The organism is Acidobacteriota bacterium (assembly GCA_016208495.1).
GTDB lineage: Bacteria > Acidobacteriota > Blastocatellia > Chloracidobacteriales > Chloracidobacteriaceae > JACQXX01.
In genome coordinates this window covers 68,870-90,114 of the sequence record JACQXX010000091.1, presented here as the reverse complement: position 1 = coordinate 90,114, position 21,245 = coordinate 68,870, and the positions used below count along the sequence as shown (strand labels likewise).

At 51.2% G+C, this 21,245-nt stretch carries 13 protein-coding genes; 7 read left to right on the top strand and 6 right to left on the bottom strand.

Annotated features, from left to right (window positions below; genetic code table 11):
• Positions 1-106 precede the first annotated feature (106 nt).
• Positions 107-3,601, top strand: coding sequence for a type VI secretion system membrane subunit TssM (gene tssM, locus HY774_18690; protein ID MBI4750515.1), 3,495 nt, complete (start codon positions 107-109; stop codon positions 3,599-3,601).
• A gap of 127 nt (positions 3,602-3,728) precedes the next feature.
• Here tssM and HY774_18685 read toward each other — a convergent pair whose 3' ends face one another.
• Positions 3,729-4,238, bottom strand: a complete 510-nt coding sequence (locus tag HY774_18685; protein MBI4750514.1) for a DinB family protein — start codon at positions 4,236-4,238, stop codon at positions 3,729-3,731.
• Positions 4,239-4,481: 243 nt separating this feature from the next.
• Between HY774_18685 and HY774_18680 the strand changes: the two genes are divergently transcribed.
• Together HY774_18680 and HY774_18675 are read left to right on the top strand one after the other, a co-directional pair.
• Entirely contained in the window at positions 4,482-4,919 is a 438-nt protein-coding gene (locus tag HY774_18680; protein ID MBI4750513.1) for an amidase, read from the top strand.
• 3 nt (positions 4,920-4,922) lie between these two features.
• Positions 4,923-5,888, top strand: a complete 966-nt coding sequence (locus HY774_18675) for an amidase (GenBank protein ID MBI4750512.1) — start codon at positions 4,923-4,925, stop codon at positions 5,886-5,888.
• 367 nt (positions 5,889-6,255) lie between these two features.
• On the opposite strand, the gene HY774_18670 is transcribed toward HY774_18675, so the two are convergent.
• Both HY774_18670 and HY774_18665 read right to left on the bottom strand, forming a co-directional pair.
• Entirely contained in the window at positions 6,256-7,071 is an 816-nt protein-coding gene (locus HY774_18670; GenBank protein ID MBI4750511.1) for an SDR family oxidoreductase, read from the bottom strand.
• Between the two features lie 124 nt (positions 7,072-7,195).
• Complete coding sequence (locus HY774_18665) at positions 7,196-7,783, bottom strand: TetR/AcrR family transcriptional regulator (protein MBI4750510.1); 588 nt, start codon at positions 7,781-7,783, stop codon at positions 7,196-7,198.
• 251 nt (positions 7,784-8,034) lie between these two features.
• On the opposite strand from HY774_18665, the gene HY774_18660 reads away from it, so the two are divergent.
• The gene (locus HY774_18660) at positions 8,035-10,584 is read left to right on the top strand and encodes a zinc-dependent metalloprotease (protein MBI4750509.1); all 2,550 of its coding nucleotides are present in this window, start codon (positions 8,035-8,037) and stop codon (positions 10,582-10,584) included.
• A 355-nt stretch (positions 10,585-10,939) separates the two neighbouring features.
• Here HY774_18660 and HY774_18655 read toward each other — a convergent pair whose 3' ends face one another.
• The 3 genes from HY774_18655 to HY774_18645 form a co-directional block, all read right to left on the bottom strand.
• Positions 10,940-11,320, bottom strand: coding sequence for a hypothetical protein (locus HY774_18655; GenBank protein ID MBI4750508.1), 381 nt, complete (start codon positions 11,318-11,320; stop codon positions 10,940-10,942).
• Between the two features lie 135 nt (positions 11,321-11,455).
• Positions 11,456-12,007, bottom strand: a complete 552-nt coding sequence (locus HY774_18650) for a TetR/AcrR family transcriptional regulator (protein MBI4750507.1) — start codon at positions 12,005-12,007, stop codon at positions 11,456-11,458.
• Between the two features lie 238 nt (positions 12,008-12,245).
• Positions 12,246-17,198, bottom strand: a complete 4,953-nt coding sequence (locus HY774_18645; GenBank protein ID MBI4750506.1) for a DUF4011 domain-containing protein — start codon at positions 17,196-17,198, stop codon at positions 12,246-12,248.
• A gap of 616 nt (positions 17,199-17,814) precedes the next feature.
• On the opposite strand from HY774_18645, the gene tssE reads away from it, so the two are divergent.
• Genes tssE through tssG form a run of 3 tightly spaced genes read left to right on the top strand, consistent with a single transcriptional unit; the run spans position 17,815 to position 21,217 of the window.
• The gene (gene tssE, locus HY774_18640) at positions 17,815-18,300 is read left to right on the top strand and encodes a type VI secretion system baseplate subunit TssE (protein MBI4750505.1); all 486 of its coding nucleotides are present in this window, start codon (positions 17,815-17,817) and stop codon (positions 18,298-18,300) included.
• Between the two features lie 44 nt (positions 18,301-18,344).
• Positions 18,345-20,213: a type VI secretion system baseplate subunit TssF gene (gene tssF, locus HY774_18635; protein MBI4750504.1), complete on the top strand. Its 1,869-nt coding sequence runs from the start codon at positions 18,345-18,347 to the stop codon at positions 20,211-20,213.
• Positions 20,177-21,217, top strand: coding sequence for a type VI secretion system baseplate subunit TssG (tssG, locus tag HY774_18630; GenBank protein ID MBI4750503.1), 1,041 nt, complete (start codon positions 20,177-20,179; stop codon positions 21,215-21,217). Before tssF ends, tssG begins: the two co-directional genes overlap by 37 nt.
• Positions 21,218-21,245 lie beyond the last annotated feature (28 nt).

Here is a 21,245-nt window from a genome sequence, read left to right as displayed (position 1 = left end):
ATCAATACTTTCGAAGAAGAGCCAAGAACTAACCACTAACCACTAACCACTAACCACTTCTTTCTTCTTCATTCTCAATTCTTCATTCTGAAAAAGGTGCACTTCGATGAACTGGCAATCACTCCCTTTTAAATCCTGGTTACAAACCTTCGGCTTGATTTTGTTATATGGATTGGCCTGTCTGGTCGCCTGGTATGTGGCGCCGTTGCTTGGCCTCTCCCTGGTTGGGCAAATTGTACTGGTTGGGCTGGTGTTATTTACCTGGCCGTTAACCGTTTTGTTTGAAAAAGTTCGTCGAATGTACTGGCCCGCCGAAAACGAGCAAACCCAACAACTCAACCCTGGCACCGAAGACGCGGGAGATGAACCAGCCAATCTGCCTGATCAAGGTGAAGCCTTTGAAATGCTGACTGACTGGATTGAAACGACCTATGGCCGGAAAATACAGGATCGCTTCCGACAACCGTGGTTTGGAGTCCTGGGCCCGCCCGCCAGCGGCAAATCCGCCTTGCTTTTAACCTCGCAACTTGATTTTCAATTGCTTCCGCACCAGCGGCCTGCCGATCTCTACACGATTGAACCAACCACGGTAAGTGAATGTTATATTTCTGAATCAGCCGTCTATCTTGACCTTCCCGGCCATCTGGTGGCGGATACGGTTCGAAATGCAGCCTGGAAACATTGGTGCCAGCAGTTGGGTGAGTATCGTGAAGCACGCCCGGTTGATGGACTGGTAATTGTGGCGGATGCCAGTCGTTTGTGCTCGCTTGCCGAATCGGACATTGAGCAAGAAGCGAAAATTTTACGCGCCCGGCTCGATGAATGCCTTCAGTGGTGGGGACATTTGTTCCCCATCTATCTGGTTTTTTCGCATTCGGATACGCTGGATGGGTTTGCTGAATTCTTTGGGGACTATGATGGCATTGAACGCGGTCAGGTCTGGGGCGCAACCATTCCGCTTGAACAACGAACCACCGGGTATGCACTTTTTGATACCGAATTCGGGTATTTGTATGAAGCGTTGATGCGTCGGCGATTACTGCGGTTAAGTACGGCAACCACCCCCCAGGATCAGCTTCTGATCTATGAATTTCCAATCCGGTTTTATGAAATTCGGCAAAAGCTGGGCCTGTTTTACAACATTCTGTTTCGTCCAAGCAGTTTCCGGCAATCACCCTGGGTTCGAGGGTTCTATTTCACCGGGTATCAACCTGGTGAGGGCCAGCCAGAACCACGCTCCACAGACGAGCCTCGTTTGGATGCGGACCCCGACAACAATGAACCGGTTGCCGCTATCAATCAACGGAAACTGGGAGCACGATATTTCGGCGAAGAATTCTTTAAGGAAGTCCTGCTGGCTGATAAAGATTTAGCGGCCTTTTTCCAACCCCAAACCACGCTGCCCCGCTATGCGAAACCAGCGATTGCCAGTGCCATTGTGCTGACATTGGTTCTCTTTTTAGCCGGGCTTACCAATTCGTTTTTGCTCAACCGAGAGTATGTAGAGGAGGTTGAAGCCCGATCAGTTCGGGTCACACAATTACAACCACTTCAACTGGCAGGCGATTCGGAAGCGGCTTCGAAAAATTTTCAATTGACTCAGTTAGACGCGCTTGAAACGCTCCGGCAAAGCCTGACAACAGCGGATGCCCATGACCAGACTGGTCGGCCCTGGCTGATGCAAAGTGGCCTTTACGTGGGTGACGACATTGCATCAGCTGGACGTCGTGTGTATTTCGATGCGCTCCAGCAATCGTTTTGTCGCCCGGTGTTTATACAACTGGAATCAGATTTGCGCACGTTTGCGGCTGAATCCAAGCCAAATACGGATGAAGCCTATCTGAGCCAGCAATACGACCGGTTGAAAACCTATTTGATGCTCTCTCAGCCTGACCGGGCCAAGGGAACCTTCCTGTACTATCAACTGTCACCCTACTGGAAGGACGTTGTTCCGGCTGAGGGACAGGCCCTGGCCCTCAAACAACTTGAATTTTATGCCCTGCACGCCACCGATCTGGAATCCCCGCATTTGAAAGCGGATGAACTTCTTATTCGTGAGGTCCGGCAACGGTTGCTGGCCTACCCGGCAGTGAGCCGATTTTACAAACAATTCATTTCTGAAATTGACGCCAAAGTTCCGGCTGTCACCCTGGAAACCATTCTGGCCGGTCGTGGTTCAGGTGTCCTGCAGGGCGACTATAGTGTTCCTGGGAGTTTTACGCTCGAAGGATACCGCGATTATGCCGCCGACGGTTTGGAAACAGCCGCCCTGGAACTGGCGAAAAGTGACTGGGTGATGGGTGAAACGGGAACCAACCTCCGAGGCGCCAGCATTGACGTCACCCGATTGCGGGAAATGTATTTCCGTGAATACACCGCTCACTGGCAGCGTTTCTTAAAAAATACCCAGGTCAGGCCATTCAAAACCCGTGAAGAAGCGATTGAACTCCTGACCATCCTGGCTGAACCGGAATCTCCACTGGTGGTGCTCCTTACCGAAGTCAGTCGGCAGGTACAACCCGCAAATATCGGGGTTGGAGGTCTGATCCAGTGGGTGAAAGGCAAGCTATCAACCCAGAAAAAACCTGCCACCACCGAGGTTGAGCGCGAATTTGCTCCATTGCTGCTCTTTTTAAACACGAATATTGGAAATGATGGAACGCCGGTTTCCCAGTATCGGGTGGCGCTTCGGTCAGTTCTTGATACCTTGCAGATTACGCCCAATGACCAGTTGAATCAGGCGTCCCGAACCCTGTTGACCGGGAAAGATGACCTGGGGCTGCTCAAAGCCGAAGCCGGGGTGACCAAAGTGACCGAGACCTTTCGAACCGACTCGACGAAAATCATCGCGGGTTTGCTGTATCAGCCGCTTGGGAACCTCCGGGCACTCCTCTATGGCACCAACGGACAGGAATTGTCAGTCCTTTGGAATCAACAATTATATCCGCAAGCCGACAGGCTCAGAGCTGGATATCCGTTTACAAATGACGGAGGTGCCCCGCTCACCGAAGTGGCCCGATTTTTGAACCCTCAAGATGGGTTGCTCGCATCATTTGTCAGGGATCGGCTGGCAGGTTCATTTGAAGATGCCAATGGCGAATGGAAACTCAAGCCAGCCGGGGCCGTGCGGGTTACGCCAACCTTTGTTGGGTTTCTCAACCAGAGCCGGCGACTCCAGGAAACCCTGTTTTCGACTGGTGGGCGGACACCGGAAATTGCCTACGAACTCACCTTGCAGCCTTCAGGAACCGGCAAAATCAAACTTGAGATTGATGGTGTCACGCTTGAGTCCCAGGTGGGTACACCTCAATCGGGGAAATTGACCTGGCCGGCCAAAAGCGGAAGCCCCACCGGAGCACGGCTGACAGTAACGGTCCCAGGTGGTGCCACACAGGAAATGGCATTTCCTGGAGAATGGGGTATTTTCCAACTCATCGAGAACGGGAAGCCAGCGCCAGCCGGACCCAATCAGTTCTCTCTCACCTGGAACATCCAGTCAGTCACGGTAAAAGCCATCCTGCGAACAACCACAGCGGGCAATCCATTTGATCGGCAGCTTTTTGCCGGCTTTCAACCGCCAGTGGAGCTGTTTGAACGGTGAGAAATACTTGCCATAAGAAATTGGAGTGCAGCGTCAAGCCGCCGCACTCCAAGGGCATATCCAGACATTTTAACCACGAGACACACGAACGACACGAAAAAGTCAAAATACAAAGCGGCTTCAAATGTCATTCAACAGTTGGTTCTTCAATCAATTCCCGTGACCAGAACACCAAATCCGTCACCGCTGGCGTGCCGCCAATCGCTTTGATCCGCGAGGCAATCTGACCCCGGTGATACCACGAATGCCCAAAAAGCTGCGCCAGAATGTCTTCGACGGTGTTCCGAAAGGGTTTGCCGTCCAAACTCTGGTATTCAAAGGTTTTCACCAGATCGTCGTCGGTCACCGAGTTCAGGTAATCGGACCACGCCGCGTGCGTGGCTTCGAACTGGGCAGGAAGTTCGTCGAGCGTCACGTTTTTGGGGAAAACCACGGGCTTTTCCTGCAACGCTCCTAACCGATAGAGCCAGATTCTCCGGGCAGCGACAATGTGCCCCATCAGGTCCAGCGCCTGCTGAAAGCCATCGGCAGAGCGCAATGCCGCCGGGACGGCTTCAAGCGAAGCCAGCACGCGGGTGTGGCTGTCCTGTTCATACTCAAACCAGCGACGGAAGCGGGAAATCAAAATTTCAATCATAAAATTCAGTAAGAATTGGGATGGTCAAAACTATCGGATTCACACAACCTGCTGAATCTAGCATAGCTTCCTGTTGCCAATACAACCAATCATGCCTTTCACAAAATTGGCTGACTGGTCATCCAAATAGCAGTGTACTCTTGTATAAGCAGCGTCAATCACCAAACAAACTTCTTGTTTCTTTCTCCATCTTCCCATTTCCGGTTCGCAACCATACTACTCACATTCACCAGGAGTTTTCTCATGGACCAGCTTATCTTCGCATCCGCCAGGGAGCTGGCGCAGGCCATCCAGGCCAAAGATGTTTCTTCCGAAGAAGTTGTCACCGCTCATCTACGCCGCATTGAAACCGTTAACCCAAAACTCAACGCCTTTACCGAAGTATTTGCCGAACAGGCACTCCACCAGGCTCGACTGGCCGATCAGCACCTGGCTCAAGGCAACCAACTCGGCCCGTTACACGGTGTGCCGATCTCGATCAAAGATGTGTTTGACCTGGCCGGTGTGCGGACCGTTACCGGCTCTAAGGTACGGGAAACACTGGTGGCAACGACTGATGCCCCAGTCGTGACCGCTGTCAAACGTGCCGGCGCGGTTATTCTGGGAAAAACCAATGTCCCGGAATGTGGACTTGATTACCGAAGCGAAAATCTTGTTTTTGGCCGGACCAGCAATCCCTAGGATCTGAGTCGAGTTCCTGGCGGCTCCAGCGGCGGTGAAGCGGCGGCGATTGCTTCCGGATGCTCCCCGATTGGGCTCGGCTCAGATTTAGGAGGTTCGATTCGTGTCCCATCTCATTTTTGCGGCATCGTTGGGCTCAATCCAACACCAGGTCGAATTTCAAGCCTTGGTCATTTCCCAACCGTTGTGGGGCCGATGTCGCTTGGGTTTTCCGCCGGCCCCATGGCACGTCAAATTGATGATCTCTCCGTGTTGTTTCAGATTATGACTGAAACCGATCCGCAGGATCCGGCGACGGTTCCTCTGTCGTCTCGTACAGGTGATACTCCGGTGAACCGTAGCTTGAAAGTGATGTGGTATTCATCCGATGGAGTCACCCCAGTCACGCCTGAAACGGCGGCTTCGATTGAACATGCGGCAGCGCTGCTCGGTGAACAGGGCTTTGAGACAGTTCACCACAAACCGGCAGGTGTCGAGCGCGGCTTTGAGTTGTGGTTTTATTTCCTTGGCCAGTCATCCGTGCCGTTGCTGCTCAAAATGTATGAAGGCAAAGAAGACCTGATGGGCCCCTTGATGAAAGGGTTACTGCACGTCATTCAGCCAATGTCGTTTGAGCAGTTCCTGACTGTCTGGATCGAACGCGATAGGCTGCGAAGGTCGGTCCTCAATGAACTGGGTGACAATGGTGTGCTGCTGTGTCCGGTGGCGGCCATACCAGCGTTTCCACACACGCAAACAGAAAACTTTGAGATCAACCAGCACAAGATTGACTACCTGCAGGCATTCACCTACGCCCAAACCTATAATGTGCTTGGACTTCCGAGTGTTGTTGTGCCTTGCGGCAAGTCGCCGGAAGGTCTTCCGATTGGGGTTCAGATCGTCGGAAGACCATTTGAAGAGGAAAAAGTGCTGGCCGTCGCGAAAGTACTCGAAACCGCTGGCGGAGGTTATCAGCGCCCACCATTGTAACCCCCATAGGCGCCAGGATAAGGAAATTTGAGCCTGTTTGAGACACGGAGATGAGGAGACATGGAGACAATTCCATGGAGTGTGTACGATTGAATGAACTCCGGTTGGGAGAGGAGGAATGAGGCAATTCAATCTGTCTCCTTGTCTCCTTGTCTCCTTGTCTCCGTGTCTCTTTGTCCCCTTGTCCAGATCGGGCTCTGTTCCCTTATCCTGGCGCTTATGACTGTAAGCCCAGAGAACTTCCAGGCTTTTGAACCACATAAACCACGAAACACACGAAATACACAAAAGAAGTTCAACTCTTCAATGACTGGCAATTGATTGTTTTCGTGTATTCCGTGTATTTCGTGGTTTTTATTCTAAACATCTATGCCCGCGTCGAAGCGGTTTTGGTCGCCCGACGTTTCGGCTTCAAGAACTGCTGGGCAATCAAAGCCGTCACCGAGCGCGGTGTAAACCTGGACGTGAGCGACAGCAGATAATTGGCCATTCCGGAAACCACAAAACATCGGCCCTGTTCAAATGCTTTCAAACCGACTCTCACCACTTTTTCGGGCGTTTCTTTGATTCCGACGGCAGGTTCAGAGGCCCCGACGACATCAAAAAACGGTGTTTCCGTCGCACCAGGGCACAGGGCCATCACCCTCACACCTTGATTCCGATATTCGGCCCAGAGTGCTTCGCTCAACGACACAACAAACGATTTGGTGGCGCCATACACCGCCATGTAGGGCAACGGCTGAAAAGCAGCGGTCGAAGCAACATTGATAATGCCGCCTGACTTGCGGCGCACCATGTCGGGTAAAAACTGATGGGTCAGGTCTACGACCGAAGTCACGTTGAGCATCACCTCGTCGTGGTCACGGTGTGGGTCAAGCGTGTCAAATGGCCCGTAGGTGCCAAAACCGGCATTGTTGATCAGGATATTGACCGTCAGCCCACGCTTTTGGGTTTCCTGGTATACCATTTTGGCTGCGCCAGCCTGGATCAAATCCGCCGGAATGACTTCACAGTGCACGCTGTACTTTTGCGAGAGTTCGGCGGCCATCTGCCTGAGTTTGCTTTCGGTGCGAGCGACCAGAATCAGATGTGAGCCACGGCGGGCGAGTTCGTGAGCGAAAGCTTCTCCGATGCCAGAGGAAGCACCAGTGATGAGAGTGGTTTGATTGCGATACAGATCCATAAATGCTCCTTGTCAGCGATAAACACAGAATGAACGTTCATTCCATTTTATTTCAGGGTTCGGGGTTTGGGGTTCGGGGTAAATGATGGGGTGATTCAATTTGCCTACATTGCAGCACGGCGGGTTAGCGTCGGATGGCTTCCCAGCAGCAGGCTTCGGCGGCATCAATCATTTCCTGAGTCAGAGGAAAGTCTCCCTTCAACCCGGCTTTGAGTACGCCAGAAAGCGCCCCCCAGACGAAGGCCACCAGGAGTTCAACCTCAAATGATTTCAGGATTTGCAGACGCTGATTTTCGTGGAAGAGTTCAACCATCCGTTGATGGCCTTTCTGTTCGGTCAGGCGGCTGCGCTCGTCCAGGTAAGGTGAATGATGATGAAGTTCCAGAAACTGAAAGGCCATCGGGAATTCCTGGGCAAAGCTGGCGTAGCGTTGCCAGAACACATGAAATTGCTCCCGAAATGGAGCTTGTTCAGGAAAGCCATCCAAAATGTGATCCAGCAAGGCGGTTTTCCACTTCTGATACAGGGCATTGACGAGAGCTTCCTTGCTTTCAAAGTATCGGTAAATGGTACCCGCCGAGACACCAGCCCGTTCTGACACCAGCGGCATGGCCGTGCCGTGAAAACCGCGTTCAGAAAACAGTTCGAGTGCCGCCTGTAAAATCGCTTCGCCTTTATCAATGGGTGAGGGAATTTCAGTTTTTCGAGCCATAGATGAGTGACTTTGGTTTTATTGGAATGAACGTTCATTCATTTACCGTAAAGAAAACTGGATGTCAAGAACTTTCTTTTTCTTCGCCCAAAATTCTAGTTCTGGTTTGGATAACCTCTGGTGGAAACTCAAACTGAGGATTCTCCCCGTCTTTTGCAAGAAAAGGCATCCTAAATTGCTTTTTTTTCGTTACACTCCGCCAACCATCATTTACCTATCAATCAAAAAAATCAGTTTTTTGGAGGAACAGAATGAAGCCTGTGTGCTCGCCTCGCTTGCGAGGTCTGACTCTCATTTTGGGAGCGGTGTTGTGTTTGACCGCTTCCGTCCATGCTCAAATCCCGGAAGGGATGCCACCGGGACCGGGCCAGATGCCGGGAAAGGAAAAACCATCCGGCCCCAAACCCTATAAAGAAGTCATTACCGATCAGGCCAAGTCAAAACCTGGTTTGTTTACCATTCATCAAGTTGGAGAAAAAACCTATTTTGAACTCCCAGAAGCCCTGTATGGTAAAGTGATGCTCTGGAACACCGAAGTCGCCAAAGTCCCAGCCGGGATTGAATTTGGAGGCTTTCCAGTCGGATATCGCGTCGTCAAATGGGAACGACGCAACAACAAAATTCAGCTTCGCAACGTGTCATATGACAAGCGGGCTGATGGTAAAAGCGCGATTCAGGAATCGGTTGATGCGGCCAATCTGGAACCGATTATTCTGACCTTTGATGTCGAAGCCGAAGGCGAAAACAAATCCGCTGTCATCGAAGTCACCAAATTGCTGTCGTCTGATTTACCTGACTTTTCAGCCGTCAGCGTGCTGGGAAGTTTGGGGTTATCAGGTCCGTCACAGGTTGATTCCTCACGCAGCTACATTGAGGAAATCAAACCCTTTCCCACCAACATTGAAACCCGGTCCATGATTACCTACTCACTTGGACCTCCATCCAACCCGAGCCCCAACCCAAATGCCCCGCCTCCGGCTCAGATTCCAGGTGACATTCGCAGCATTTCAATTCTGGTTCACTACAGCCTGGTGCTGCTGCCCGAAAAGCCAATGATGGGCCGGTATGTGGACCCACGCGTCGGCTATTTCACCGAAGGGTTTGAAGATTACGCCAATGATCAGAATCAGGTGTTGTTGCGGCGCTTTATCACCCGCTATCGCCTGGAAAAGAAAGATCCAAAGGCCGCCCTGTCCGAACCGGTCAAGCCGATTGTGTACTACATCGCCCGCGAAGTGCCCCAGCAATGGCGCGCCTATATGAAACAGGGCGTTGAAGACTGGAATGTGGCCTTTGAAGCCGCCGGGTTTAAAAATGCCATTTTGTGCAAGGACGCGCCAACCAAAGCTGAAGACCCTAACTGGGACCCCGAGGATGCCCGCTATTCGGTAATTCGCTGGGCAGCCCAGCGGGTTGAAAACGCGATGGGGCCCAATGTCCACGATCCACGAAGCGGCGAAATCATCTCGGCCCACATTATTTTCTGGCAGGATTTGCTCAAGATTTTCCAGAAATACTATTTTGTGTTGTGTGCACCAAATGATCCACGGGCCCAGAAATTCCCGTTGCCTGAAACGGTGATGGGCGAGGCAGTTCGCTATGTCACCGCCCACGAAGTCGGCCACACCCTCGGCCTGCGTCATAACCACAAAGCCAGTTCCGCCTACACCATCAAGCAATTACGTGACCCGGCGTTTACCGATAAAAACGGGTCCACGGCCTCGATTATGGCTTATGGTCGGATGAACTACGTCGCCCAGCCGGAAGACAAAATCAAACGGCTGATTCCGCTGATTGGCCCCTATGACAAATTTGCCATCGAATGGGGCTATTCGCCGATTCCGACGGCCACCACGCCCGATGCCGAAAAGGCAACGCTCGATAAAATTTCCGCCCGCCAAGTGACCGACCCACTGGTTCGTTTTGGTGGAGAGGATGGTCCGTCCCAGGTTGATCCGATGGTCAAAACCGAAAACATCGGTGATGACCCCATCGAAGCGACCACGCTGGGCCTGAAAAACATGGAGCGGGTGGCCGATATGATCGTGAATGCCACGGCCAAACCGGGCGAAGATTATGCGGTGCTCAAAGACACCTATAACTGGATGATGACTGTGCGTCAGCTCTGGTTCGGGTCGGTGGTGAAAATGGTCGGTGGTGTGGTTGAGACCCGGAACCTGGGCAATACTGAACGGGAAGAATTTGCTCGCGTGCCAAAAGAACGCCAGAAACAGGCCGTTCAATTCCTGCTGGAGAATGCGTTTGTGGCGCCCAGGAAATTTGTTCAACCCGGTATTGCCAACCGCATCAGTTTTGTCGGTGTGGCGGATCAGGCCATGAACCAGCAACGGGGATTGCTTGAATCGTTGCTGAGCCCAACCCGCTTTAAACTGCTTCTGGATGCTGAAGTTCTGGAAGGCGACAAAGCCTATTCACCACTGGAATTTGTGGATGATGTTCAGGCTGGTCTCTGGAAAGAATTTGAAGCTGGTTCTGGAGTGACTTCAATTGACCCCTATCGGCGAAATTTACAGCGGTCCTATCTTGAATACATCAAAACTCAGCTTGCGAAAGCCGAAAAACCAGCCCAGGTTCCGCCAGGTGTCCCAGCCGAGTTTGCCGGTCTCATCAATCCAAGCACCCGAGGAACTGATTTCCGGAGCGTGATGCGTCTCAAACTGGCGAAACTGGCCAACAAATTGAGCATTGCGGCTGACAACAATAATTTTGATCCAATGGCTTCAGCCCATTTGCAGGATTGTCGCCGCGAAATTGACGAAATTCTCAATCCGAAGAATTAGTGAACGGGCGAAGCAGCGAAATGACCAATAGACACGATTGGAGATAAATCACCAGGAACGAGGAAGAGATGGCATCAAGTCAGTACCACCTGCGTGAGCGGGTGGGTTGCCGCGTGAAAGTCATTCAAATTCTGGTACATTCTTAACCCCGATACTGTCTAATAGAAAAAGCCGCTTGAGTTTGATCAAACTCAAGCGGCTTTTTCTATTGTGGCCTGGTTGTTTCGACTTTATTCCTTCGCTATTTCACGCTTCATGCCATTTTGGAATAGAGTCCTCGCGTTAGAAAACAGTCAAAAAGTTCAATCAAATAGACTTAATTGAACTACTGACTACTGACTACAAACTGGTATGACTACTTTGTGGCTGGTTCCGCCGCCTGGCTCGCTTCAAACCGCAGGCCGTTGGTCAAGCCTTTGAATTCAATGCGGATAATCTGACGAACACCATCTTGATTTGAAAATTCAAGCCGGTCACCCGTGGCCGGTTTATCGAGTTGTTCAGGGTTGTATTTGATACGAGCGACTTCTTTGCGACCATCGCTCAGAACCAGTTGACCAGGTTTATTGGCTTCGAATTCAGCCGTGTAGGTGCCCGGAACGATATTCTGGCCTTGAACCTGGCAGGGGCGAGGGATGACCAGAACTTTCTTTTCTTTTCCAATGGCAAAAGCCGGCAGGGCAACATTGATCACGATGAAGGAAGCCACTAACAGTTGTCCAAACAGTGTCCGCATATTGAATCTCCTTTGTTTCACGTAGGGCAAAGTATGTTGTGTTTTAGAGTACGAACGGTCGTTCTATTTTTGTTTCAAAAAAATTTCGGCTTTTTGAGCCGAAATTCAAATTGAGCAGGTACGGTTTACCAACCATCAATTCTTTGGTTGAACTCGGCACCGGTCAATCAACGATTCCATCATTGTTCGGGCGCGAGCTTCAGCCTGTGGATCGTGCATCAGGCGGCGGGCGTAGTTAGAAACCAGAATCGCCGCATGAAATTCGAAAGCAAATTGTTCTGGGTCAACATCGGGTCGAAAATGACCTTCCTCAATCGCGATTCGGGCCGACGTTGAGAGCGCGTTGAGCCAGTCTTTCTGGGCGCTGACCAGAAAATCCCGCAATGGGCCGGGCTGGTCGTCAAGTTCAACGGCAGCGCTGATAAAAATACAGCCTCCCGGCATAAACTTTGCATTTTCCCAGACAAACATATTGTCAAGCAGGGCGCGGAGCCTCGGTTCGCCGCGCGGTTTGCGCAACGACGGTGCCACCACGATTTCAACAAAGCGATCCCGGGCCGCCTCCAATACCTGGTACTGGAGATTTTCCTTGGAGCTGAAGTGGGCAAACAAGCCGCTTTTGGAAAGCCCAACCGCTTTGGCGAGTTCGCCGATACTCAACCCTTCAAGTCCAATGGTACTGGCCATCGCCAGTGCCTGATCCGGCAAACCCTATATCGAAAACAAAGGACTTAGCTAACCTACATTTTTGTGGGTGACAGATAAAACAGCTCAAAACAGGCTATTTTTCGGACTTTTTGCTTCATTTTGAGCATATCCCACAAAATCCGGGGGGATTAGCAGGGTTCAGGGTTCAGGGTTCGAAGGACGTACCTATCAAATCCAGGCCCGCCTTCTTCAGCCCTCAGCCCTCAGCCCAACGTCTTCAGCCCGATGTCTTCACGTCTTCAGCCCGATTTGAACGTAACTGATGAAGGAGTCTTTCAAGCACACTGGTTGGATTTGCCTGCCAGTCCCTGGCCAAAACGTAACACATCTTCCAGCCGAATGCCTCAAGCAGCGCCGGGTGCAGCACGGCCCGTTCAAAGGCTGAGCGCGTTCGATAATACTCGTCAGAATCAACCAGAATGGCCAACTGATAGGCGTCATCACCTGCCTGCCTGACAGCAAGATCACACCGAAAGGCTGAGTCGCCAATCTGGGTATCAACAATCAGACCCTGCTCTCGCAGGGCTTCGGCCAGACTTTCAACGACCGGATCCACCAGTGTGGTTGAAGCCATCGCCTGACCGGTATCACCAAATGAGGCCATGAGGGATTGAGCCAGGTGATGTTGTCCGGCGGACAACGCTTCAGCATAGGCCAGATAGGTCTTCAGGCAATGGGCGCCGTCATTATAAGTATTGGTAATTGCTTGATGGGTAATGGACGAAACTACGACCATATGCCGCCGGGCACGAGAAAACACCACGTTCAATCGTTTTTCGCCGCCATCGCGGTTAATCGGCCCAAAGTTTTGCCGCATTTTGTGCTGACGATCAAACCCATAACAGACACTCAGGACAATGATGTCCCGTTCGTCGCCCTGGACGTTTTCCAGGTTTTTGACAAACAGACCACAGAATTGATCATCCTGCTCACGCAAATACTCGGCTTCGAGCTGAGTTTGAAACACCGGGTCCGACTCAGCCAGTTCCGAAATGGCCTGTTCGATTTCACTTTGTTGAGCTTCGGAAAAAGCCACCACCCCCAGGCTCAACCCGGTCGGCTGTGACAGGAGTTGCCGAATCAGTTCTGCAATGTAGCGCGCTTCACGGCGGTTGCAGCGTTGCTCATACACCCCGTCCTCTAAATAATGAAACCCAATTGGGCGATCCAGAACGCACCTCACCAGGTTACCAGGTTCTTGAGGATGAACTGGTGATACCCGAACCGGAGGGTGGACATCGGGAATGGTCAACAATTCCCGATCATAAAACACCGCGTTCGAGAAAGTAATCAGGGCTTCAGATCGGCTGCGATAGTGCCAGGTGAGCCGACTGGAAGGTAAAACATCGGCGGCTTGTTTGAGCAGGCTTTCCGTTTGAAATTCGAGTTCCAACCCGGCAGACTCGTCAGATTGGCTCGCTGGTGGATCCAGATCAGCTTTTGAGGCAAAAAACATGGTTGGCGGAAGCTGCATTTCATCACCCACCACAATGGCCTGAGGCGCACGAAACAGCGTGGGAATGGCGTCTTCGAGCCGAATCTGGCTGGCTTCGTCAAAAATCACCACGTCAAACGCGGAACCATCAAGCGGAAGCGTGTCGGCAACACTGAGCGGACTCATCAACCAGACCGGCTTTAAGTCAAAAACCAGTTCGCCCGTTTCACCCTCAGCTAAATCGCGGATTGACCGAAACCGCATCACTTTGCCGAATTCATGTTCCAGTTCCCGTTTGCCTCGATTAAACCTTTTTTTCCAGCTTTTTTCCTCATCCTGAAGTCTGGCTGCCGGCAACTCCGCTTTTTTAAGTTTTTGCTGGAAAATCTCGTGGGGTTGGGCACTGACCACCTGGGCATTACAGGTCAGCAATTTTTGATGGAGTCGCCGGGCTTCATTCGCCTGTTTAGCGAGTTTGGCCGCATCAGTTTGAAATACCGTTCGATCCAGTCGCCGGGCACGGGCAATGATTTTCGTAAGCAATGCACTTTCCAACTGGCGCGGTGTCCAGGGGAAATCACACACGGCTCGATGGAGTTCCACCGGCCCTCCGGCTAAAGCGGCCAGTTCAAGCCGCAGTTTGCCCAGCAGGGGAAGATTCGCCCGGAGTTCGGCCAGATCAGCCGAAATCTCAGAAAAGGTTCGATTGGCAAACGGATCCAGAAGCTCTTCAAGTTCAAGGGTCAGGAATTCGACCGGGTGCCGGATTTGAGCAAGCTGAACACAAACGGCAGGGTCAAATTTTCCTGAAATCAGCCCGGCACGAAATGCTTTTTGGGTTGGATAGAGAGCCAGTTCGGCGGCGTGAAGACGTTCGATCAGTTCACGGAGTGGTCGTGGATCTTCAACTCGAAACCGGGCCTGGACGGTTTTGCGCAGGTTGGCCAGGGCTTCAAACACCTCATATTCATTCTGGAGCTGTTCCAAAATGGTGCTCCAGGTTGGTTGAATCGGGTGAGCCTGAAAATCATAAGCTGCTCGCAGCAGTTTGCGAAGTTTCCAGTAGGTTGGCGTCAACACTCCCAAAAATGATGACTCGACTCGCCGGGTCGCGGGTAACACCAGGGCAATTTCAGAAAGAGGAAGTCTGGTTCGCCAGTGTGTGGTTCGACTTTGGGCCAGGGTAAGTGCTTCGGAGCAATCCAGAAATTGATGAAACAGATCGCGGAGCTGTTGATAGGCATTCGATTTTCGATTCAGCAAGTCCAGGCAATCCAGTTCGACCAGCGGCATCAGTTGCTGGGCATAGGAACACAGAGCATTGAATTCATCAATGGTTGAGGCTCTGTGGAGCTGATCAGGTAGCAAAGCTGTGGCAGCCTGGATTTGTTTGACCAGTGGGTTGATGTGGTCAAGTGCTGCTTCCAACCGGGGAACAGGGTCAGACTGCACCAGCAATTCCCGGGTGAGTTGCCGGAGTGGGTGACGACCCAAAACCGGTTCCAGGCCCTGCCATTCCAGTTCTTCGGCCAGTTTGACCACGGCCTGTCCATTGGAAAGCCAGACCCCATACCCAGGAAGTTTTTCCAGGTCTTTTTCAGAGGAGGTTGGGGCGGGTTCATCCAGCGCAATCAACCTGCCGAGAGCCCCGCGCACGGAAATGCCGTCTTCAGGGAGCATCTGGCGCATCAGGTCAGCCCACTGTTCGTGTCGGCGCAATGCCTGAACAAATTGCTCACGAAGCTTTTCCTGGTCGGCACTGACCTGAACAAAGGTTGATTCAGCTTGACTGTAGTGTTCAAACTGGGATTTCAGGTCCTGGATAAAGCGCTTTTTGTCAGCCTGTGAATCGTGAATCAGCGCGCACAAATGCCCGAGGCCAGCCTGTTTCAATCGGTGATACACCACATCAATCGCGGCCCGTTTTTCACACACAAAAAGCACCCGTTTGCCACGTCCGACAGAATCAGCAATCAGGTTGGTGATGGTTTGTGATTTCCCAGTCCCTGGCGGCCCCTGAATAATGAAATGAGCTCCGATTCGGGCCCTGGCGATGGCATTTTCCTGCGATGGATCACAGGGAACAACCTGCAAAATCGGTGTCCTGATTGTTTCGAGAGAAGGCTGCGGCTGGGCATCGCGAGCCGTAATCTCAAAGAGGTGGTCAAATGAGGCCGATGACAGCAATGGATTTTCAAACAAGGTGCTGAAATCACGAACCAGCGACATTTTTCGAGAATTAAAAATTCCAAGCGTGACACTCGCCAGGTCAATATCCCAGGTTAAAGCATCATCCACTGTCGAAGACGCTGGGAGTTCGAAAATGATGGATTCACGCTCTCTCCCTGGTTGGGTTCGGGCCTGAAACGTCTCGATTTGTTTTCGTGTTTGATGAAACAACGCATTTGGCTCAGGAGATGTGACCAGTCGGAGTGTGGTATCCGGCGCTTTTTGGATCAGTTCCAGGTCAAACCGCCGGTAAAATTCAAGAATTGAAGCCTCATCAATCGCAACCGATTCCGGTAGAATAATTCCCAGTTTCTGACTGAGAATGTGTCGGACAACCGGGTTCACGTCGGCCTCTTCGGACTGGGGTGTGAGCAGAAATTCATCCCGTTCTCCACGGCGTTTTTCAATCGCAACCGGCAAAAGCAGCAATGGAGAAATAACTGGTTCATTCTGGCTGGTATTCAGATTTCGCCAGTGCAAAAACGCCACGACCAGCCGTAACTGACTGAATCCAAATTCGTTTTGCATTCGCCGGTCTTCCAGTCGGATTCGATCCAGAACCGTGTGAGCAAAATCGGTGTGGGCAGCGTCCAGTAGTGACAGCAGTGATATTTCGCTCCCGGAAGCCAGCCGGGTTACAACTTCGCCATTCCAGACCAGCGGTGGCAGGTGACCGGCAATATCCCCCTGATGAAAAGAGGCCAATGAAGCCACGGTCAGATTGAGGCTTCGGCCCGTGGCTTTGAAATACAGCAAGGGATTGCGCCGTGAAAGGTCAAACAATCGGTTGCGCAACCTGAGCAAAACCGCCTGGCGACGGGTCAAGGTTTGTGAGTGTTCGGCTTCCATCAAGAACAGCGCCGGCTCATCCAGTGCCTGTGGGTTTTGCGCCAGAAGCTTCAGTGTGGAAAGAACCCCCTGGAGATCTTTTGTCCGTCGCCGCCGGGACAATTCGGTGAGTGCGCGCAACAGATGAGCCAGTGCCGGAGGCAAGGCTGTTGCCAGCGAACCCAACGCGGAATGAAACCTGGTAAAGCGTTCAACATCGGCTGGTTCATCCAGGTCAAGTCCACAGGCAAGGCTCGCAAAAATTAACCCAACTGAAAAAATATCGGTCAACTGGTCATGATGGCCAAGCTGATGCTCCCAGGTCAGGTAGCCAGTCAGAAACGCTGGCTGGAGAGGTGGAATTTCATCGTCGGCTGTGGTTCCTTCAGCAGCAGGGAGTTGCGAGAGGTGTTGTTCCTGTCGGCGTAAAAACCGCTCAACCCGGCGAACCTCTTCTGGCTGAAGGTGCGGAGCGGTGACATCAAAGTCATAAAACCAGATTTTTTGATTCGAGACCTTGAGATGACCGAGTCCGATGAGTGGCGCCACCTGACCTTGCTGGTGGGTTTCCTGGACCTGTTCAATCAGGGGCAGAATGAGGGCAATGACTTCAGAAAGAGGCAATGGCCCCTGTTGAACGGTTGTCGCCAGAAATTCCCCGAGTGGTTGTGGCTGCATACTCTGAATGAAGAATGAAGAATGAAGAATTGAGAATGAAGAATTGAGAATGAAGAATGAAGAATACCCTGAATTTCGCTCAAAATAGCACCACATAGCTCAAAAATCAGGCCAATCAGTCCGTGACCCGGCTCACAACTGGAACTCTCGTCAAGCCGTGAGCGGCATCACACTTCACCGCACGCTCCTGCTGACTCCCACCAAACCGACTTCCACCTGGTCCTTTTCGTCCTTTTCGTCCTTTTTGTCCTTTTTGTCCTTTGGCTCTGGCTCAATTAACCCTCTGGATGACCAAACCCCAGGACAGGGAATGAAAAATGAAGGATGAAAAATCAATCCAAAGATTCAAACCCGCTTGCCTCAGCCTATTGTCCTGAGCCCTGAGTAGGACAGGCCCAAAGGCACTCAATCATCATCAAGGTCAATTAAATTCTAAATTAAATCTTGCTGACCAGAGTTGAATTCACAGGCGACACGTTTATCGCCCCACCAGCAGAAAACCTATAACTAGCTTCACATAAATCACTTAGAAGTATCTCTCAAGTTAAATTCAATTCCTGGCACGTTATTTGCTCTTTTGTCGTCATCATCTCAAACTTTCATTGGAGTAGGGCTTATGGCACGACCTGGAACGCAATCAACTTTTCGTCCATCACTGCTTGACCGGTTTCGGGACTGTACTTCAGAACCCCAAACGCTGGGAGCACTGCGGGTCAATTCGATTGAAGCGATGAAACAATCCATCGCCAATGACCTGCACTGGCTGTTGAACTCTCGCCAATCTCCATCTGAACAATGGGACGGGTCTCAGGATCTTGAAGCCTCGCTTTTGACCTTTGGGCTGCCTGATTTTACTGGCATGAATCCCAACAATGGTGTGTATCAAGAGCGGTTACGAGCAGGAATTGAATCCGCTATTCGGCAGTTTGAACCCCGGCTGGATCGAGTTCGTGTGTTCGTTCAATCACATTTACAAACTGAGCGCTCGCTTCATTTCCGCATAAGTGCGGTGGTGAAGGCGAATCTGGTGAATGAGCCGGTATTTTTTGAAACGGTGCTCAACGTTGGAACCGGGTCTTATCAATGGGAAGTCCGAAATTAAGAAACCAAAGCGGTGTCAAGCCACCGCGCTACAAACCATAAATTATGCGTGACGAATTATTGAGTTACTATGAACGGGAACTGGCTTATTTTCGCCAACTATCAGGCGAATTTGCCGGGAAGTATCCAAAACTGGCCGGTCAACTCCAATTAAATGCTGAAACCTGTACCGATCCGCACGTTGAGCGACTGATTGAAGCTTTCTCGTTTTTGACCGCACGGATTCGGTTGAAACTCGATGATGAGTTCCCCGAAGTCACTGAATCATTGCTTGGAGTATTGTATCCACATTATTTGGCGCCGATTCCATCCATGTCAGTCATCCAGATGCGACTTCGGACCGGTCAAGGCACTTTATCAAGTGGATATTTGGTGGATCGTGGAAAACAGGTTGATACCAACTCCATCAATGGGGAAATCTGCCGGTTTCGGACCTGTTTTGCCACTCAATTATGGCCAATTGAAGTCATTTCGGTTGGGTTACAATCAGATGGGCCATTGACGCTGCAGGGAAAAATGGAGCGAGCCACCCTTCGGATTAAGTTGCGGTGTGAAAACAATGTTCGACTCTCTTCGCTCAAAATCGGTAAGGGAGAGACTGCAGAGCCGATTCGTTCACTGCGATTCCATATTTTTGCTGATGCCCAGGTGGCCTTTCCACTGTATGAAATCCTGCTCAATCAGGCAGAAGCCGTTGAACTGGTTCAAACAAAATTGTCAACCGGGCAAACGGAGCTTCCCTCTACCATTCGGCTTGGCGCTGAATCAATTCGACCAGTTGGATTTGAAGAAAACGAGGGAATGCTGCCCTACTCAGCGCGTTCTTTTCCGGGATACCGGTTATTGACCGAATATTTCACATTTCCTGAAAAGTTTTTATTTGTTGAATTTACTGGCCTGGATCAGGCTGTTGCCGCTGGTTTTGGGAATGAGTTTGAAATTTGTGTCCGGTTGCGCAATGTAACACCTCCGCCGGGTGCAATTGATCAAGGTGCGCTGGTCCTTGGCTGTACCCCGATTGTGAACTTATTTGATCGGCGAGCAGAGCCAATCACACTCAATCATTACCAGTATGAACACCATATCATTCCAGATGTGTACCATCGGCGGACCACTGAAATTTATTCGATCAACTCAGTGGCCACAGCCGGGTCTGACCGGCGTGCATCACAAGAATTTTCCCCAATTTATTCTTACAAACACCAACTGGCTCGGCATTCCAATGAGTGTTACTGGTTTGCTGTTCGTCGTCCGTCCCAGTTAAAAGATGATTTCGGAACGGAAATGTATCTCTCGATGGTAAATCCCAACTTTGACCCACACCAGCCAGTCGAAGGGATTTTAAACATAGGGGTTACCTGTACCAATCGGGATTTGCCAGCTCAACTTCCGAATGCAGGCCGGGATTTGGAGGTGGATATATTGCATACCTCAGATTTGGTTCGGGCCCGAGTGTTGCGGAAATTCACCCCGACGTGTCGTCCACACTCACGACGCGGGTTGCATTGGCGGTTAATTTCGCATTTATCGCTCAATCATTTGTCGCTGGTTTCAACGGATGAAACCGGCACGCCCCATGCCCTGCGTGAGATTATGCAACTCTATGATTTTACTGATTCAGCCGCGGTTCGGAATCAGATTGCCGGACTGGTGAAAATTTCAAGCCGGCGGGTTGCCCGGCAAGTGGGGCCAATGGTTGGCAGTGGATATGTCCGAGGCATTGAAACCACACTTGACTTTGATGAATCGCTCTTTGCGGGAAGCGGTGCCTTTTTGTTCGCCTCGGTCCTGGATCGTTTTCTGGGACTGTATGTCTCGATCAATTCATTTAGTCAACTTGTTGCGCGGTCAATTCAACGAGAAGGAGAAATACGCCGATGGGTGCCACGCAGCGGAACCCGATCACTTCTGTAGTGAATAAGCTTCAGACGGATCCCTATCAGTTCTCATTTTTTCAGGCGATTCGATTACTTGAGCGAATTTTCCCTCATCGAGCGCCAATCGGACTTGATTCGTTACCCGGTCAGGAGGTCGCACGGCTGCGATCTGCCGTCTCGCTCGCCTTTCCGGCAAGCGAAATTGCTGATTTGAAATTGCCGTCACCCTCTGAAACCGAAGATTCAACGACCGACGAACTGGCTGAAATGTCAGTGGCATTTATGGGATTGGGCGGCCCGCTGGGAGTTTTGCCAACCTGTTACACGGAAGAACTCATTACTTTTGCCCGCCACAAAGAAACGGCACTGGCTGAATTTTTTGATCTTTTTAATCATCGCTTGATTTCTTTATTTTATCGAGCCTGGGAAAAGTACCATTTTCTGGTTGGCTTTGAGCGCAACAGTGCCGATTTGCTCACAAATGGTCTTTGCCATCTGGTTGGCTTAGGGACTCAGTCTTTACGCAACCAGCTCTCAGTACCCGACCACACCTTTGTGTATTACGGCGGGTTAATGGCTCAGCAGCCCCATTCGTCTGTGGCGGTTGAAGCCATTGTTTCGGAATATTTTGGTGTTTCCGTTGCCGTTGTTCCAAATATCGGGAAATGGCTTGAACTGGAACCCGAAGGAATTACGACACTTGGAGTGACTGCCTGCACGTTAGGGGTTGATACAATTGCCGGATCGCGGATTTGGGATCAGCAATCTACCTTTCGTTTGCGTCTCGGGCCACTCACGTTGAGTGAATATGTGTCCTTTCTTCCCAATGGCAGCCGCTTTCGACCGTTACACGACCTGACCCGGTTTTATGTTGGCCTGGAGTTTACCTTTGAAGTGCAACTCGTTTTAAAAGCAGAAGAAATCCCTGATTTTGTTTGTCAGTCCAGCCTGGGGAGCTGTTACCTGGGGTGGACAACCTGGTTGAAATCGGCTGAGTTTGAAAACGACGACGATCAGGTCATTTTGTATGAGAGCGAATAATACCAATTAGGGTTCGGGGTTCGGGGTT

Excerpts from the sequence above, each read along its gene's own strand:
- tssM (MBI4750515.1), top strand. The coding sequence starts at position 107 with ATGAACTGGCAATCACTCCCTTTTAAATCCTGGTTACAAACCTTCGGC.
- HY774_18685 (MBI4750514.1), bottom strand. The coding sequence starts at position 4,238 with ATGATTGAAATTTTGATTTCCCGCTTCCGTCGCTGGTTTGAGTATGAA.
- HY774_18680 (MBI4750513.1), top strand. The coding sequence starts at position 4,482 with ATGGACCAGCTTATCTTCGCATCCGCCAGGGAGCTGGCGCAGGCCATC.
- HY774_18670 (MBI4750511.1), bottom strand. The coding sequence starts at position 7,071 with ATGGATCTGTATCGCAATCAAACCACTCTCATCACTGGTGCTTCCTCT.
- HY774_18665 (MBI4750510.1), bottom strand. The coding sequence starts at position 7,783 with ATGGCTCGAAAAACTGAAATTCCCTCACCCATTGATAAAGGCGAAGCG.
- HY774_18660 (MBI4750509.1), top strand. The coding sequence starts at position 8,035 with ATGAAGCCTGTGTGCTCGCCTCGCTTGCGAGGTCTGACTCTCATTTTG.
- HY774_18655 (MBI4750508.1), bottom strand. The coding sequence starts at position 11,320 with ATGCGGACACTGTTTGGACAACTGTTAGTGGCTTCCTTCATCGTGATC.
- HY774_18650 (MBI4750507.1), bottom strand. The coding sequence starts at position 12,007 with ATGGCCAGTACCATTGGACTTGAAGGGTTGAGTATCGGCGAACTCGCC.
- HY774_18645 (MBI4750506.1), bottom strand. The coding sequence starts at position 17,198 with ATGCAGCCACAACCACTCGGGGAATTTCTGGCGACAACCGTTCAACAG.
- tssE (MBI4750505.1), top strand. The coding sequence starts at position 17,815 with ATGGCACGACCTGGAACGCAATCAACTTTTCGTCCATCACTGCTTGAC.
- tssF (MBI4750504.1), top strand. The coding sequence starts at position 18,345 with ATGCGTGACGAATTATTGAGTTACTATGAACGGGAACTGGCTTATTTT.
- tssG (MBI4750503.1), top strand. The coding sequence starts at position 20,177 with ATGGGTGCCACGCAGCGGAACCCGATCACTTCTGTAGTGAATAAGCTT.